This is a genomic window from Acinetobacter sp. ANC 4558 (genome assembly GCF_002135375.1).
GTDB lineage: Bacteria > Pseudomonadota > Gammaproteobacteria > Pseudomonadales > Moraxellaceae > Acinetobacter.
On the sequence record NZ_NEGH01000007.1, the window covers coordinates 84,266 to 99,350 of the forward strand.

At 35.6% G+C, this 15,085-nt stretch carries 12 protein-coding genes; 7 read left to right on the forward strand and 5 right to left on the reverse strand.

From position 1 onward, the window contains the following. Positions 1-64 precede the first annotated feature (64 nt). The 4 genes from B9T31_RS09950 to B9T31_RS09965 all read right to left on the reverse strand — a co-directional run bounded on the left by B9T31_RS09950 (position 65) and on the right by B9T31_RS09965 (position 6,112). Positions 65-997, reverse strand: coding sequence for a cell division protein ZipA C-terminal FtsZ-binding domain-containing protein (locus B9T31_RS09950; protein WP_086181807.1), 933 nt, complete (start codon positions 995-997; stop codon positions 65-67). 1 nt (position 998) lies between these two features. Continuing rightward, entirely contained in the window at positions 999-4,451 is a 3,453-nt protein-coding gene (gene smc / locus B9T31_RS09955) for a chromosome segregation protein SMC (protein WP_086181808.1), read from the reverse strand. A gap of 6 nt (positions 4,452-4,457) precedes the next feature. Then, positions 4,458-5,159, reverse strand: coding sequence for a GntR family transcriptional regulator (locus B9T31_RS09960; RefSeq protein WP_086181809.1), 702 nt, complete (start codon positions 5,157-5,159; stop codon positions 4,458-4,460). Between the two features lie 143 nt (positions 5,160-5,302). Continuing rightward, positions 5,303-6,112 (reverse strand): sulfite exporter TauE/SafE family protein, encoded by an 810-nt coding sequence (locus B9T31_RS09965; RefSeq protein WP_086181810.1) that lies wholly within the window; start codon positions 6,110-6,112, stop codon positions 5,303-5,305. A gap of 29 nt (positions 6,113-6,141) precedes the next feature. Between B9T31_RS09965 and B9T31_RS09970 the strand changes: the two genes are divergently transcribed. The 3 genes from B9T31_RS09970 to B9T31_RS09980 all read left to right on the forward strand — a co-directional run bounded on the left by B9T31_RS09970 (position 6,142) and on the right by B9T31_RS09980 (position 8,618). Beyond that, on the forward strand, positions 6,142-6,903 hold the full coding sequence (locus B9T31_RS09970) for a biotin--[acetyl-CoA-carboxylase] ligase (protein WP_086181811.1): 762 nt from the start codon (positions 6,142-6,144) through the stop codon (positions 6,901-6,903). 4 nt (positions 6,904-6,907) lie between these two features. Further along, positions 6,908-7,645: a type III pantothenate kinase gene (locus B9T31_RS09975; RefSeq protein WP_086181812.1), complete on the forward strand. Its 738-nt coding sequence runs from the start codon at positions 6,908-6,910 to the stop codon at positions 7,643-7,645. A 292-nt stretch (positions 7,646-7,937) separates the two neighbouring features. Further along, positions 7,938-8,618 (forward strand): hypothetical protein, encoded by a 681-nt coding sequence (locus B9T31_RS09980; protein WP_086181813.1) that lies wholly within the window; start codon positions 7,938-7,940, stop codon positions 8,616-8,618. A 45-nt stretch (positions 8,619-8,663) separates the two neighbouring features. Here B9T31_RS09980 and ffh read toward each other — a convergent pair whose 3' ends face one another. Continuing rightward, positions 8,664-10,073 carry a signal recognition particle protein gene (gene ffh / locus B9T31_RS09985; protein WP_086181814.1) on the reverse strand — a complete coding sequence of 470 codons (1,410 nt, stop codon included), beginning with the start codon at positions 10,071-10,073 and terminating at the stop codon, positions 8,664-8,666. A gap of 138 nt (positions 10,074-10,211) precedes the next feature. On the opposite strand from ffh, the gene B9T31_RS09990 reads away from it, so the two are divergent. The 4 genes from B9T31_RS09990 (at position 10,212) to B9T31_RS10005 (ending at position 15,082) form a co-directional block, all read left to right on the forward strand. Further along, positions 10,212-11,021 carry a cytochrome C assembly family protein gene (locus B9T31_RS09990; protein WP_086181815.1) on the forward strand — a complete coding sequence of 270 codons (810 nt, stop codon included), beginning with the start codon at positions 10,212-10,214 and terminating at the stop codon, positions 11,019-11,021. Between the two features lie 311 nt (positions 11,022-11,332). After that, complete coding sequence (locus B9T31_RS09995) at positions 11,333-12,088, forward strand: hypothetical protein (protein WP_086181816.1); 756 nt, start codon at positions 11,333-11,335, stop codon at positions 12,086-12,088. 13 nt (positions 12,089-12,101) lie between these two features. Then, positions 12,102-13,154 (forward strand): linear amide C-N hydrolase, encoded by a 1,053-nt coding sequence (locus B9T31_RS10000; protein ID WP_086181817.1) that lies wholly within the window; start codon positions 12,102-12,104, stop codon positions 13,152-13,154. 335 nt (positions 13,155-13,489) lie between these two features. Further along, a complete protein-coding gene (locus B9T31_RS10005) occupies positions 13,490-15,082 on the forward strand; it encodes an ATP-binding cassette domain-containing protein (RefSeq protein ID WP_086181818.1) in 1,593 nt (530 codons plus the stop codon). The last annotated feature ends 3 nt before the right edge of the window (positions 15,083-15,085 follow it).

Below are 15,085 nucleotides of genomic sequence, written 5' to 3' on the forward strand. Positions count from 1 at the left end.
TTCCCGCTCTATAATTTCAAATATATAATGATTATAAAAAGCCTAACCGAAGCTTTCAATCTACTTATGCACTTGCATGTCGTTGTGATTTATAATCAATCGCTTGATGGCGCCAATATTCACGTAATTGAGGTGTTAACTCATAGTTTTCTTGATCATAAATAACACCATCAATTTCACGTGCAATGAGCCCTGCAATACTCACCATTGTATCAAATGCATTTTGTACATCACCATGTGGTAAAGCAAGGAAACAAGCCAATCCCTTTACTTCTTCAGTAGAGAGTGTTTCTAAATCAAAACCTTCGGTGCCTTCAGTGGTTAATTTTAGAACAGAAAATAAAAGTTTTGAACCGTCATCATTATAGCGATGGAAGCATTTCATTTCCCCAAAGCGTAGACCATATTTCAAAAGGACTTTTAAGGTCTTCTCACCCGATAAAATACGCCCTTTAGGCATAATATTAAATGCAATAAAAGACTCTGCCGTGACCAGTGCACATTCATCATCTACCATTTTTTGTTCATGTAAATGTGCATCTAAAATACTACTTTCATCATTAAAGTCTGCTATTTCAGCTTTATCTATCTGACTATTCAAACTAAAATTTTGTAACTCAGTCTTAGCAACCTCAACCACTGGCGTCGTATCGCCTTGAGTATTATCGCGAGATTCTTCTTCTTTTATTGTCGTTACTTCTTCGATTAAAGCTTCATCTTTTAAAGTCGTCTCAATCGCTTCAGACTCAGTCTTTTCTAATAGAATATTATCGACTGTTTCATTTTCAGTTAATGTAGGTTCTACTCGTTCAGAAGTTTCAACTTGTAATTGATCTCTTACATGACGTGGAATAATGGGTTTTTGTGATTCATCATTAATATGTAATGCACTTTCTAAAGACGGTGCTGCATCACGAGATTTTCTGAATATAAAATAGAGTGCAACGACCATCACAATGATCGTAATTATAATTCCAGCGATTGTAGTATTTTCCATCTTATATCTCCGCAACTAAACCATATTCAGCAGCTTCTTCTAAATTCACTGTGACTAATTTTGATGTTCCTGGCTCTGGCATTGTTACCCCAAGTAAATCTGTTGCCATGGTCATTGCCAGCTTGTTATGTGTAATATAAATAAATTGAACTTGCTCAGAAAGCTCTTTCACAAGATTACAAAATCGTCCAACATTCGCATCATCTAACGGTGCATCTACCTCATCTAAAACACAAAATGGTGCAGGATTTAAGCGAAAAATAGCAAAAACTAAAGCTAAAGCAGTTAAGGCTTTTTCACCTCCTGAAAGTAATGCCAAAGAGCTATTGCGCTTTCCTGGCGGTCTTGCCATCAATTTAACCCCAGATTGCCAATCATCTTCTAAACTTAAACTTGCCTCACCACCTTCAAATACTTTAGGAAACAAAACTTGTAGTTCAGTATTGACCTGATCAAAAGTACCCATAAATAATTTACGTGTCTCTTGATCAATACTTTTCATTGCTGATTGTAATTGATCTACCGTTTTTTTTAAATCATCTATTTGATGATTTAACTCTTCGTAACGTTTTGAAACTTCTTCATATTCTTCAGAGGCTGCTAGATTAACTGCTCCCAGCTTTTCAAACTGAGCTTGAGCCTTTTCTAATTGTTGTTGATGTACAGTTAAATCAATCACCAACCCTTTAAGAGGTTCACTATTCATCTCTTTTAACTGATCAGAATAGTGCTGTAAATCCGATTGAGCCGCTTGCCAAGCCAAACGCTTTTCTTCCAACTCAGTGCGTAGTTTTTCATCTTTTTGTTGACATTGATGTCGTGTTTCAGTCAGAGACTGTTGTTTTTCTTGAATATTATGAAGTTCAAGTTGCCATTCATTCCAGGTTTTTTGCAATTTCTCTGTACTGCACTCTTGTTCTTCGTATTGTGACTGCAAGATAGGAAGTTCAAGCTGTACAGGATCTACAAATTTTTTAGCTTGTTCAATTTGCATTAAAATTTGTTGGTATTGCACCTTTAAAAATGAAATATCTTTCTCTAGTAATGCCAGCTGCTGATTGGTTTGACTTAATTGACGTCGAACCAATTCCAGTTCTTGCAATACATGTTGCAAAGATGTTTGAGCATGTTCTAATTGCTCCGTCATTTCTTCAAGCTGAAATTGTAAAGTTTTATAATTTGGTAAAGCTTGTTCTAGTTTTAACATCAATGCATGCAAATCTATTTCTAAATCATCTTTTTGCATTGCATCTTCTTCAAGCTGCTCATCTAATTGTTGAAACTGATGCTGTAATTGTTGTTTTTGTACAGCAAAGGCCTGAATCGTACTATTCACTTTAACTACACGAATGTCTGCACTTTGTAAGGCTTTTTGGTGATCTGTAATTTGAGTTTGACACGCTTTAATTTGGACTTGAATATCCTGAATGCGTTGTTCCACTAAAGGCAAGGTTAACTCAAATTCTTGAGCTTTTGGGAATAAACCGTTGAGTTGAATTGCAATTTCATCCAACCGTATCCGATGACTCAGTGCACCTTGTCCCGCTTGAGAAGACTCATCATACATTAAGCCAATCACCCAGTCTGGACCAAGGTGATAGCCATCTAAACTTAAAATACTTTGTCCAGTTTTAAGTTGGTTTTGAAAGAGCAATGCTTGCTGCAATGTTTCTGCAATGGCAACCTGCTGCCATAATGAATGATGTGGGGACTCAATCCATTGCACTAAACTGATTAAACCTTCAATTTGAAGGCTCTGATTATTCTCAGTATTTTTTACTTGTCGCGCTAAATTTTCTTGAAAACTTTCAGTTGGATCTATCACTTGAGCAGATAGCCATTTTGCTAAAAACTTTTCTATTAAATTTGCATGGGCTTTTGCGGATGCTTTCAATTTAAAAACATCCATTAACAAAAGTGCAGTATGACCTTTTTGCGGACTAATTTTTGCCATCAATTGGTTTAAATTTTTCTGCTCCGACTGCAATACTTGAATTTCAGACTTTAAATTCGCATAGTCTTGTTTTTGTATAATTTGTTGATCAAGTAGAATTGTCAGCTGCTCTTGTTCTCGACGTAATTTTTTTTCAATTGATTCGATCTGTTGACTCAAATGATACTTTTCTTGTTCAAGTTGATCAATTTCTTCGGGTGAATATTGATTGTGAATATGTTGAATTTGCTGTGCTAGTGTTTCTTTCTGCTGTTCAATTCTTACAATATTTTTAGTTAGCTGCTCACTTTGCGCCAACATTTGCATTTTCTGTTGTTGCTGTTTTTCAACCTGTTCTTTAACTATCTCAAATTGTTGAGAAACCTGTTGATGTTGAACATTCAAGTCATTTAATTGCTGAGTATGCTCTGTACTTTGACTTTCTTGAATTGTCAGCTGCTCTGTTTGCTGCTCTTGTTGTTCAAGTAGTACATCCATTTGTAATTCAATCAGTTGTAAACGCTCTTTTGTCTGTAGTTTTTGCGCTTCAAGTTGAACTAAAGTAGTCGAGTTTTGTTGTAATAAATTTTGCTTTTGATCTAATATTATCTTTAACTCTGCACGTTTTTTTTCTGCCTGCTGCCACTCACTTTGCAGTGGTGTTGACTGCTGAATAAGACGTTGAAATAACTCACTGGTCGATGATAAATCATGCTCTAATGTTGTTAAATCTGAACGTACCAATTTAAAATCGTCACCCAAACGATTCATTTGCACTGTATATTCTTGCTGTAAGTGCATGCTTTGTTCACATTGGAATGAAAGTACCTCAATTTTAATACGTCGAATTTGATGTTCTAATTCTTTATATTGAATTGCTGTTTCAGATTGCTTTTTCAACGTTTTAAGCTGAGCGCGAAGTTCAGAAGCGATATCTTCAATACGGACTAAATTTTGATTGGTATGTTCAAGATGCAACATCGTTTCACGACGTCTTGCTTGATATCTTGAAACCCCAGCAGCCTCTTCAATGAAAACTCGCATTTCTTCGGGCTTAGCATCAACCAAACGATTAATCATTCCTTGTTCAATAATCGCATATGAACGTGGGCCTAAACCTGTTCCTAAGAAAATATCTGTAATATCACGCCGTCGGCATTTTGTACCGTTTAAGAAATATTCAGAACGACCATCTCGATTGACTTGGCGACGTACAGCAAGCTCACTATAAGCATTATACGCACCACCTAGTTTCCCATAGGTATTATCAAAGCGCAGTTCTACACTTGCGACACCTACAGGTTTACGTTTTACCGTTCCTGTGAAAATCACATCTTGCATACTTCCACCGCGTAGCTGTCGAGCACTAGACTCGCCCATTACCCAACGAATCGCATCAATGACATTTGACTTACCGCAACCATTTGGTCCTACAACTGCGGTTCTGTTTGCCTTGAAATTTAATGTCGTACTATCGGCAAAAGATTTAAAGCCTGAAAGTTTTAAGCTGCTTAAACGCATAATATCCTAGAGTTTACGTCGTGAACGCCTTGCCCACGCTAATTCAATTTGTTTCATTCGTGTTAAAGATTCCAACACCAACTCACACAAGTGTCGACAAAAATCTTCCATAAATAAAGTAGCTTGTTGTGATTTTCGGTTTAAAATAGCATCAGTCACAAGTTTAAATAATTCTAATGATTCTTGTAACTCCCTTCGAGAAGTATTTAAGATTAAAAAATAGCTTCTTCGTAGAGATGGTAGCAATTCTTTATAAAATTTGATCACATAAATATTACCTACATACTCTTCTTGTTTGGCTAAGGTTTGAAAAATTAAATCATAAAATTTATCAATACATCCTAGTTGACACTGTTCTGTTAACTGATCAAGAAGTTCTCGCATTTTTAAAATATCATTCAGGTAACAGGCTTCCGACATGTGATAAACCACTTTACCCAAAAGTAGACTCGTAACACTAAATAAAGCTGTCACTTGTTGTGCCGACATTTCTGAAACAACAGCACCTCGCCTTGGGTAAATTTGAATTAAATGAGTTCGCTCAAGTAGTAATAATGCTTCTCTAACTGACCCGCGACTCACCTCAAGTTCTTGTGTAATACGTAACTCTGGAATACGCTCGCCTTCTACCAAATCACCAATAATAATTTGCTCACTAATATGATGAGCAATCTTTTCGGAGAGGCTATCAATATATTGTTTTTGCATATGACCCCAATTTTGTTTTTATTTAATACAGTTTTCATTCTCAAATTTAATGCTCCTTATATAGGATTTTATTTGAGAATGAATATGACATTGTTCGACAGTTTTCTGTCAATAAAGACAATAAAGGGGAAATTAACTTTAAATCAATAAAATGCACTAATACCTTTCGTCATAAAATAAAGACCCACGATGGTAAGCAAGATCGAAAAGCATTTTTTTAACATGGCAGCAGAAAGCTGATGTGCCACTTTTGCCCCTTGTTTGGCAGTAATAAAACTCATGATGCTAATCCCAATGAAGGCATAAATTTGAACATAGCCAATCGTATTAGGAAGAGCAACATCAGATTGATGACCAAACCACATAAAACCAATTGCCCCTGCTACAGCAATTGGCAAACCACAAGCAGCAGAGGTTCCCACTGCTTTTTGCATCACAACTCCACATTTATTTAAATAAGGAACCGTTAAACTTCCACCGCCAATACCAAAAATTGCTGAAGCCGTACCAATTCCCCCCCCCGCCAGCAGTTGCATGGCCTTTGATGGCAATTTTTTAGACTCATTCACGGCCACATTTGCACCTTTAAACATCTTATACGCCATCCAAAGGGAAAATGCGCCAATCAGGAGCTGCAAACCTTTACCTGGTAAATAATCTGCGATTCCCGCACCAACAAAACCACCAACGACTAAACCAGGCGTTAAATTGCGTACAACATCCCACAGAATGCCTTTCTTTTTTTGATGTGCAGAGATCGAACTTACTGATGTCACAATAATGGTGGCTAATGACGTTCCAATGGCCATATGCATAATCACCGATGGATCATATTGTAAATAAGTAAATACTACATAAAGAATTGGCACAATAATTAACCCACCACCAACGCCAAATAAGCCTGCAGCAAATCCAGCGATTGCACCAATGAGTAAATATATGATTAACTCCATCAATATTCTTCCTTAAATTATTTATACAAATGGATCTAGAAACCCGTCAACTGCAAAAATATCTTGCTGATGCAAATCAACTCCCTGATGTTTTAATCCTGAAACCAGTCACAACCTCAACCAATGATGATGTACAAGAATTAGCTTTAAAAGGCGTTCAGAGTATTTTGATCTGCAGTGAAAAACAAACCAAAGGACGTGGACAAAAACAAAAACCGTGGATCTCGCCACCAGGCAATATTTATTTAAGCACATTACTGAATGTACAAACACCTTTAGATGGTCGTTTATCACTGGAAATTGCACTCAATATTTTACAAATTCCAAGCTTTAAAAACATTAACTTACAAATAAAATGGCCAAATGATCTGTATATAGATAATAAAAAACTGGGGGGAATACTCATTGAACCTATTACGCTCAATCAAGTCATTGTTGGGCTTGGCATCAATCTCCATCCCGTTCCAACACAGTCATTAGATCAAGAAACATGTTCCCTTTCAGAACTTGGGCTTAGCCAAATTGATCGTACTAAATTAATTGCTGAACTCTATTTAGCAATTCAACAAGCTGGGCGGTGGTTTGACTATAATTGCTATAATTTAGCAGCACGTTTTAATCATCATGCCGCGTTCAAACATGAGCCTGTTTCTTTTGAACACACACAAGGTCATATTTATGGGGAATTCTTAGGTATTCAAGATGATGGTGCTGTATTAATTCAACAAAATGAGCAAATTTTAGCCTTTTATCAAGGTCGCTTAAGACGTTATTCTGTCCATCAAGAGTAAAACAATGAAAAAATTATGGCTAGATATTGGTAATACTCGTCTAAAGTACTGGGTCACTCAAAATAACCACGTCATTGAACATGATGCAGAATTACATTTGCAGTCACCTGCCGATTTACTTTTAGGTTTAATTCAACACTTTAAAAGACTGAACTTACAACAGGTGGGTATTTCATCTGTTCAAGATCTTAAAAACAATGAACGTATCCAAAAAATATTACAACTCTTAGATGTTCCTGTTACTTTTGCTCGAGTTCATGCAGAGTTTGCTGGCTTAAAATGTGGATATGATGTGACACAGCAGCTAGGCATAGATCGCTGGTTACAGGTTCTTGCTGTAGTCGATGACCCACAGCAACACTATTGTGTTATTAGCTGTGGAACTGCACTCACCATTGATCTTGCAGATGGTTTACAGCATTTAGGTGGTTATATCTTACCTAATTTGTATTTACAAAGAGACTCTCTTATTCAAAACACCAAAGGAATTAAAATTCCAGATGCGGCCTTTGATCAATTGACACCTGGAAGGAATACCATCGATGCTGTTCATCATGGCATTTTACTTGGATTACTCAGCACCATTGAAAAAGTACTTGATCAATATCCACAAAAACTTGTTCTAACGGGTGGAGATGCGCCTCTTTTTGCTAAATTTTTACAAAAATATTCACCAACCATTGAACCTGATCTATTACTTCAAGGCCTCAAACGTTATATCGACACAGATACGCAACATTAATCAAATAGAAATTATTAAAAATTCGTTTTAAAATTAAGCATCTTTCATCAATATTTTCTAACCGCTTTAAAGCGTAAGAAATATTGATGCAAGAAGCCTATTGTTATAGATCGCTCCGAACCATTTAAAATGGCTCTAAACATCATCCTATGAAGATAAACTTCGACTGATTTCCTTAATTTTGTATCATTCAAATAATAATATTTAGTATTCCTATGATATTTAATAAAAATACAACTTAATCACATCTTCCTACCTTCTACAATTAATCATTAATTTAGAGTGCTCTAATATGAAATTTACCTTTTTAACATCAGCTTTATTGAGTTCTATTTTAATACTAACAGGCTGTGTATCAACACCTAACTTAAATCATCAAACACAAATACCTAAAGAAATCAAAGCAAACCTAAGCTCTGATAAAGCAATTATTGCCTATTTTAGTCGATCAGCAGATACGTCTTATTCAAATGAAGATGCTGATATAGATTCGAGTTATTCAGCACTTCCTGTCCCTAACGGTTACTATCGCGTACTGCTTGGACGTAATGCTCAAGGGCATTTCTTAGTTCAAGATTTTTATCTATCAACGCATACACCTCAGTCATCTCCTGCATGGGTATTAGAGCCTTATCAGCTCTTTAGTTTTTCTGGTAGTGACGTAGACGGACCTGTAACGCTTTATTTAGAAAATGGAAAAATTGTTGCAAAATTCATCAATAAAAATAGTGTAGCAATTGAAAGTGAAGAATTCTATCCAAATGGTCAGATTGGCGCTAAATATGTTTTAGTAGATGGAAATAAGGCAAAAAATCAGCTTTGGTATGCATCTGGGAAAAAAGCAGCGGAATATATAATAGATTCAGACAATACCATTATTTCATCGCAGCAATGGTTAGAAGATGGTACACCCTCTAATGACTTTGAAAAAATTATAGAAAATGTTTATGCACTTCTTGATCCAGAATTTTAAACATTATAAAAAAGGCGCTTAAGCGCCTTTTTTACTTATTCGATATTACTTTTTCGAATCATTATTTCCAAAAAGTGGTCCCATACCACCGCCACCACCGAATTGTTTCTGCAATCCACCCAGTGAGCGCATCATTTTTGCCATTCCAGATGGATTAGCAAATTTTTTCATCATTTTTGCCATTTGTGCATGTTGTTTAATTAATTTATTAATTTCAACAACATCCATTCCACAACCAGCGGCAATACGCTTTTTACGACTCGGATTCATTAAATCAGGATTACGACGTTCTTTAATGGTCATCGACTGAATAATGGCTTGCATTTTTTTAACTTGCTTTTCAGGGTTCGCTTGCGCAAGAGCATCTTGAATACCAGAACTATTCATGCCAGGTAACTTATCTAAGAAACCCATCATACCGCCCATGCTATTCATTTGCTCAAACTGCATTAGCATATCTTCAAAATTGAAGTTTCCGCCTTTTTGCAGCTTTTTCGCCATTTTTTCTGCTTTTTCTTTGTCGACTTTACGCTCAAGTTCTTCGACTAAAGAAAGTACATCACCCATCCCCAAAATACGTTGTGCGATACGTTCTGGATGGAATGGTTCTAAGGCATCAAGCTTCTCGCCCATTCCTAAGAATTTAATTGGCTTCCCGGTAATTGCACGAACAGAAAGTGCAGCACCACCTCGGGCATCACCATCGGTTTTCGTTAAAATTACACCTGTTAGTGGTAATGCATCATTAAATGCTTTTGCAGTATTTGCCGCATCTTGCCCAGTCATGGCATCAACAACAAATAATGTTTCAGTCGGTTTAATGGTTGCATGAAGTTGCTTGATTTCATCCATCATGTCGTCATCGACATGTAGACGACCTGCTGTATCGACAATTAAAACATCAGCAAACTGTATTTTTGCTTGTTCAATTGCACGAATTGCAATATCAATTGGTTTTTCATTGGCATTTGAATCAAAAAAGATTGCGCCAACTTCGCCTGCAACAGTTTGTAACTGTTTAATCGCTGCAGGACGATAAACATCCGCAGAAACCATGGCTACTTTTTTCTTTTGACGCTCTTGTAAGAATCGCGCCAATTTCGCTGCTGTTGTCGTTTTACCAGCCCCTTGTAGGCCTGCGAGTAAAACAACAACAGGAGGTTTTGCAGCGAGGTCAAGGCTTTCATTAGCCTCTCCCATCATTTTTGTTAATTCGTTATGAACAATTTTAACGAATGCTTGGCCAGGAGATAACTGAGTCATCACCTCTTGACCCAATGCTTCTTCCTTAACTTTCGCGATGAACTCACGAGTTACAGGTAATGCAACATCGGCTTCAAGAAGTGCCATACGCACTTCACGTAACGTATCTTTAATATTGTCTTCGGTTAGCTGCCCTGAGCCAGTAACATTTCTTAAACTCTGCGTGAGTCGTTCTGTTAAGGTATCAAACATTGCAAAATCCGCGTAAAATAACCAGTAGCAAAATATTCTTTCTTAATTTAGAAAATTTATGCTTAAGATGCTATAGGATACTTTAGTTCGCGTAGAATTTATATAAATGAATTTTTATCATCCTGAAAAAGGTTTGACATGATTAGCCTCCCATTGGTTTATACAGTCTTAGCATTAGTCGCTTATACCACCGGTTTTTGGTATTTGTTTCTTCGTTTAATGTCTAAAAGTGAAATTAATCACTGGCTCATTGGCCTAATATTAGGGATTGGTCTTATTCTTCACGGCACAGTGCTTTATCAAGATATTATTACACCAGAAGGCGTAAATTATGATGTTTTTAATATCATTTCATTTACATCAGGCCTCATGCTTCTATTGAGCATATTATTCAGCACCTATCGCCCTGTCATTACAGTCAATTTGATTGGGATTCCTGTTGCTGCAACAGGATTGATTCTTGGGTTTGCTTTTAGTCAACCTAACAATTTTGTTGAAACACATTCCGTCAGCTTAGATGTTCATATTATTTTATCCTTAGCAGCCTATATTGTTTTACTGATGGCAACCATTCAAGCGGTGATTTTATGGTTTCAAGATCGTGAACTTAAAAATAAACAAAAACGTAGAATTTGGGTCAATTTACTTCCATCATTTCAAGCAATGGAATCGCTCTTATTCGACATGCTGATCGTAGGATTCACATTATTAACGATTGCACTTGGTTTTGGTTTTTTAACCATTGATAATTTTTTTGGTCAACACTTGGCACATAAAACCGCATTTAGCATTATTTCTTGGTTTATTTATGGCTCATTATTAATCGGTCATTATAAGTTTGGCTGGCGAGGACAAAAAGCAATTCGTTTTACCATTTTAGGTTTTTTCTTATTAGCCTTAGGATTTATTGGTTCAAAGTTTGTATTGGAGATGATTTTAAATCGCTAAAATAAATTTTTAACTCCTCTTTTTATATTTTATCTCACGAGAAGTTTCCTCTTTTATAATGCCAAGATGAATGACTAAGCTATGCTTATTTTTAGCATCTAAGCGAATATAATCTCTTGTTTTTAAGAATTATTATTTAAAAATTAAATCTGAATATAAAATCAAATAAAAATTATTGTTGCTCTGGAAAATAATAAAATATTCATAGATAAAATACAAAATCACAACACCATAGGTCAATATTAGTTGATTTATATCACATATTTTTTAATTTAAAACTGATAAAATCACTTAAAAATAGGGACAACAACATGAAGTTTTCAAAATATATTTATCTCTCATCATGTATTCTTTTTAGCCAATCATTACTTGCGAATAGCTTTTTAGATTCTTTTAGTGGTGAACCGCGAATTAATGCCAATATTTATGTTTTTGCAGCGGATGTTGATGGCACCTTAAGTGATAAAAATATTCAATATAAAGTCGATCAATCTTTTAACGATACATTAGAACATCTTGATCGTGTTTTTATGGGTTTTTTAGATATTAATAAAGGAGACTGGGGACTTTATATCGATAAAAAACTGGTTAAAACATCAGAAGATAATGATGTCATTAACATTCCTATCGCAGTCAATACGAAACTCGATCAAACCAGTTATGGCGTTTATTATCGCGCCTATAAATCTACTGAACTCAATGCATTTAAACAACCTAAACTATTAATAGAACCGACTATTGGTCTTCACCACACAGATGCTAAAGCAACATTATCGGCATTTAATATCACCAAAAATGCCAACATCGATTGGAATGAATTCTTTTGGGGCGCACGTTTCAGGTACAACTTCGACTCTCCTTGGAACATTGCATCTGAACTCACCATCGGTGAAAAAGATACCATTTCTGCCCATGCTTATTTGGGATATAACATTCCTTTCTTTAAACGCCCACTCAATGTAAGAGTCGGTTATCGTTATTTAAAACAAGATTATCAATCCAATGATTTCCATTGGGACATTCGCCAAAGAGGTCCAGTTATTGGCATCAATTTACCTATTTATTAAAGGATAGAGCAACATGAAACATAAATTTAAAAAAGCACTTTGCGCAGTTGCCATTCTCTTAGCTGGAGAAGCAGCTATGGCATGTACTCGAATCGTCTACTTAGGTGAAGATAACAACATCATGACAGCCAGATCAATGGACTGGAAAACTGATGTTGGCACCAATATTTGGATCCTACCGAATAACGTAAAACGTACAGGTCTAGCTGGTCCTAAATCAATTGAATGGACTTCAAAATATGGCAGTGTTGTTGCAACAGGTTATGATATTTCAACAACAGATGGCATTAATGAAAAAGGCTTAAATGCAAATTTACTTTGGTTAGTTGAATCTCAATATCCAAATGTTAAAAGCAGTAAGAAACCGCCTTTGAGTATTTCACTTTGGGCACAATATGTTTTAGATAATTTCGCCACAGTCGATGAAGCAGTCAAAGCCCTTGAAAAAGAGCCTTTCGTGATAGTTACAGATGCTGTACCAGGTCAAGATCGCCTTGCAACCTTACACTTGTCTATTTCTGATGCAACGGGCGACAGTGCAATTGTTGAATATATTAATGGCAAACAAGTCATTCACCACAGCCGCAAATATCAAGTGATGACAAACTCGCCTACATTTGATCAACAACTGGCTTTAAATACATACTGGCAACAAATTGGCGGAACGGTAATGTTACCTGGGACAAACCGTGCTTCAGATCGTTTTGCACGCGCATCATTCTATATTAATGCGATCCCACAAAAAGCCTCAACTAAAGATAGCCTTGCCAGCGTATTTAGTGTGATTCGTAATGCATCTGTACCTTTTGGAATTAATACAGAAGCTGAACCTAATATTTCCTCAACGCGTTGGCGTACTGTGGTCGATCATAAAAATGGCTTATATTTCTTTGAATCTGCATTATCTCCAAATGTATTCTGGGTAGATCTCAAAGAAATTAATTTTAGCAATGGCAAAACTCAAAAACTCGAACTTGGTCCAGATCAGTCGATTATCTATTCAGGTAAAGCCAATGCTTCATTTAAAGATGCGAAACCATTCACTTTCCTAGGTGCACAACTTTAAACTCCTGTATATCAAACAGATTGAGAACACTCAATCTGTTTGAAAACCCTACATTCATCTCAATCTACTATCTTCTACATACAGATAAGCTTGTGTTACAACATGTATTATTTCTATTCACTAAATTCTTAATCTATTAAACAGTTTGTTTTTCATACAAACCCATGTAAAATGGTACTCTCCTCTTTCCCGTTAAATTGAGTTACGCCAATGAAGTAAGTTTATTTTCCGTCAAATTTCTTTTTTATTTTTTTGACGTGCAAAATAAAGCTTATTTTATTACTCAATCATCATTATAAAATTTATTTTGTACGTCCTGTATTTGGGAGTCTTATATGACCCAACAGGCTTGTATTATTCAACAACTCAGCGTGCAATTCGCTTTTGAATCTTTGTTTGAAAACCTAAATTTTCAACTTCCTTTCGGGCAATGTTCCAGTTTAATTGGTCGTAATGGTCAAGGAAAGTCGATCTTAATGTCCTTACTCACACAGTCGCTACTGCCTACCTATGCAACAGGATTCATCACTTGGCAAACACCCTTTGCGTACCTCCCTCAAATGCAACGCCTAAATGTTACAACAATTGCTGAAGCCTTAGATATACAGCATTTACACCTGTGTTTTACCCGAATTGAACATGGTATTGCAGATTTCAAAGATTATGAAATCGTTGAAAACTTATGGCATTTACCATCCGAATGGCAGACCTTACTTGAGCATGCAGGGCTGCCGACAAATCTAGACACAATCATTTATCATTTAAGTGAAGGACAAAAAACCAAACTTGCACTTTGTCGTTTGTTTTTACTTAAAGATCATTATTTATTATTGGATGAGCCGAGTAATCACTTAGATCAAAACAGTCAACAATGGTTGATAGACAAAATACAAAATCACCCCGCAGGATGCTTAGTCATCAGCCATGATCGTCACCTTTTAGACCAAATACATCATACTTTTGTTCTCAATAATTTTGGTTTAACAGAATACCATTGTAACTATTCACAATATAAACAATTATCTGACTTAGAATTAGAGGCGTTGCAATATGAAATTAAACAACAAAAACATGACTTAGTGAAATTAGAAAAATATAAATCGACTCAATTGGAAAAATCAGCACATAAACGCAAAATTTTTGAAAAAACCAAGCAATTAAGAAAGGAGCCTGATAAATTTATTCTTCATGCTAAAAAAACTCAGGCGCAAAATGCAGAAGCGAGACTCAACCAACAATTTTTAAATCAAAAATCCTTAAAACAGCAAATCATGACAGAAAAGAAAACATTAATTGAAAAAATTAAACCACAAAGTTTTTCTTTTGATGTCGCTCAAGTAAAAAATATGGAAATATTGCGCCTAAAACACATCAATCTTCCTCATTGTCAGCTCAATCCAATCAGTTTATCGCTCAATTCAAATGAAAAAATACATTTAACTGGAAAAAATGGTATTGGAAAATCCATTTTACTCAAATTCATTGATCAAACTTCTTCATCAACACCCAAGATATTTAAAAATGTAAATAGCTTTTACTTAGATCAAAATTTTAGTTTTCTTAAAATGCATTTGAATGCGATTGAAAATCTACGTCAATTTAATACCAAACTGACAGATCAGGAATTTCGTACACAACTTGGAAAAATTCGTTTAAGAACCGATAAAGCTTTAATGCCAATTTCTCAACTCAGTGGAGGTGAACAATTAAAAATTGCACTACTGTGTATAGCACTCAGTCAAAATCCTATTGAATTATTACTTTTAGATGAACCAGAAAATCATTTAGATATTGATTCAAAAATTTTATTTGCCAGTGCCATTCGCTCTTTTACTGGGGCAATCATTCTCGTTTCACATGATTCCTACTTTGTAAAAGAATGTGGAACCTCTGAGCATTTCTCATTAGATGATTTCAAAATTGCTTAATTC

What these genes read in the sequence shown, in the direction of transcription:
- B9T31_RS09950 (WP_086181807.1), bottom strand. Translation starts at nt 997, where the DNA reads ATGGAAAATACTACAATCGCTGGAATTATAATTACGATCATTGTGATG.
- smc (WP_086181808.1), bottom strand. Translation starts at nt 4,451, where the DNA reads ATGCGTTTAAGCAGCTTAAAACTTTCAGGCTTTAAATCTTTTGCCGAT.
- B9T31_RS09960 (WP_086181809.1), bottom strand. Translation starts at nt 5,159, where the DNA reads ATGCAAAAACAATATATTGATAGCCTCTCCGAAAAGATTGCTCATCAT.
- B9T31_RS09965 (WP_086181810.1), bottom strand. Translation starts at nt 6,112, where the DNA reads ATGGAGTTAATCATATATTTACTCATTGGTGCAATCGCTGGATTTGCT.
- B9T31_RS09970 (WP_086181811.1), top strand. Translation starts at nt 6,142, where the DNA reads ATGGATCTAGAAACCCGTCAACTGCAAAAATATCTTGCTGATGCAAAT.
- B9T31_RS09975 (WP_086181812.1), top strand. Translation starts at nt 6,908, where the DNA reads ATGAAAAAATTATGGCTAGATATTGGTAATACTCGTCTAAAGTACTGG.
- B9T31_RS09980 (WP_086181813.1), top strand. Translation starts at nt 7,938, where the DNA reads ATGAAATTTACCTTTTTAACATCAGCTTTATTGAGTTCTATTTTAATA.
- ffh (WP_086181814.1), bottom strand. Translation starts at nt 10,073, where the DNA reads ATGTTTGATACCTTAACAGAACGACTCACGCAGAGTTTAAGAAATGTT.
- B9T31_RS09990 (WP_086181815.1), top strand. Translation starts at nt 10,212, where the DNA reads ATGATTAGCCTCCCATTGGTTTATACAGTCTTAGCATTAGTCGCTTAT.
- B9T31_RS09995 (WP_086181816.1), top strand. Translation starts at nt 11,333, where the DNA reads ATGAAGTTTTCAAAATATATTTATCTCTCATCATGTATTCTTTTTAGC.
- B9T31_RS10000 (WP_086181817.1), top strand. Translation starts at nt 12,102, where the DNA reads ATGAAACATAAATTTAAAAAAGCACTTTGCGCAGTTGCCATTCTCTTA.
- B9T31_RS10005 (WP_086181818.1), top strand. Translation starts at nt 13,490, where the DNA reads ATGACCCAACAGGCTTGTATTATTCAACAACTCAGCGTGCAATTCGCT.